Here is a 1448-nt window from a genome sequence, read left to right as displayed (position 1 = left end):
GGCTTCGCGCTCGAGGCCGGCAACGCCGACCAGGTGGACCTGCTGTGCCGGCGGCTCGACGGGCTCCCGCTCGCGCTGGAGCTGGCGGCCACCCGGGTCCGCGCGCTCGGCCTGGACCGTCTCGTCGCGGGCCTCGACGACCGGTTCCGCCTCCTGGCCGCCGGGCAGCGCGGCGTGCCGGCGCGGCAGCAGACGCTGCTGGCGACCGTCGACTGGAGCTGGCGGCTGCTCACGGCGCCGGAGCGGATCGTGCTGCGCCGCCTCGCGGTGCACGCCGACGGCTGCACGATGGAGGCGGCCGAGGCGGTCTGCGCCGCCGGTGACGTCGCCCGTCCCGACGTGCCGGAGACCGTGGCGCGACTCGTCGACCGCTCGCTGGTGGTGCGCACCGACCGCGGCCGCTACCGGCTGCTGGAGTCCGTGTCGGCCTTCTGCGTCGCGCGGCTGCGCGAGGCGGGCGACCTCGCCGCGACGACGGCACGACATCGCGACCACTACACCACGCTGGCCGAGCGGGCGCACCGCGAGCTGCACGGCCCCGAGCAGGCGCGCTGGCTGCGGGTCCTGGACGCCGAGTCGGCCAACCTGCGCGCCGCCCTCGCCCCGCGGGAGGACCCGACCGCGGCGATACGCCTGGTCCGCGCGCTCGCCTGGTACTGGTTCCTGCGCGGCCGGCTCGGCGAGGGCAGCCGCGCGCTGCGGTCCGCGCTCGACGCGGCACCCGACCCCGACGCGGCCGCCTGGCTCACCGGGTTCTCGTTCCTGCTCGGCGACGTCGCGGAGTGGCCGGCCCGGCACGCCGCCGCCGTCGACGCGCTGGGCGACCAGGCGCACGCCCGCTGGTTCCTGGCCTACGCCGAGATCGACCTCGGCGACGTCGAGGCGACCGGAAAGCTGCTCGACGACCTCCTGGGCACGTTCCGCGACGACCGCTGGGGCACGGCGGCGACGCTGAGCCTGACCGCGAAGCTCGCCTACATCCGCGGCGACGCCGCCGGCCTGGCCCGCGACGGCGAGCGCAGCGCCGCGCTGTTCCGCGCGCTTGGTGACCGGTGGGGCCTGCTGCAGGCCACGGAATGGCTCGGTGCGCACGCGGCCATGACCGGCGACCACGAGACCGCCGTCCGGTTGCACACCGAGGGCCTCGCGGTCGCCCGCGAGCTGGGTCTCTGGGCCGACGTCTCCGGGCGGCTCGGCTGGCTGGGCTGGATCGCGATGGAACGTGGCGACCACGGGACCGCCCGCGCACAGTGCGCCGAGGCGCTGACCCTGGCCGACGAGCAGGGCGCCCCGCTGCTCGCCGCGTTCGCCACGATGGGCCTCGCGTTCGCGGCCCGCCGCGCGGGCGACCTCGACGCCGCCACCACGCACCTGCAACGGCTGCTCGACGCGGCGGAGCGCACGGAGGCCGACGGCGGCCAGCCCCACCCGTTCCGCGCACCCCCGGG

The 1448-nt window shown here is 77.6% G+C and carries 1 pseudogene; it reads left to right on the top strand.

Going from position 1 to position 1448, the window contains the following annotated elements:
- Positions 1–1448 (top strand): annotated as a pseudogene (locus tag AB0H87_RS41760) (AfsR/SARP family transcriptional regulator); the annotation flags it as partial.

This window comes from Asanoa sp. NPDC050611 (genome assembly GCF_040654855.1).
Lineage (GTDB): Bacteria > Actinomycetota > Actinomycetes > Mycobacteriales > Micromonosporaceae > Asanoa.
This window is presented reverse-complemented; position numbering and strand designations above follow the sequence as displayed.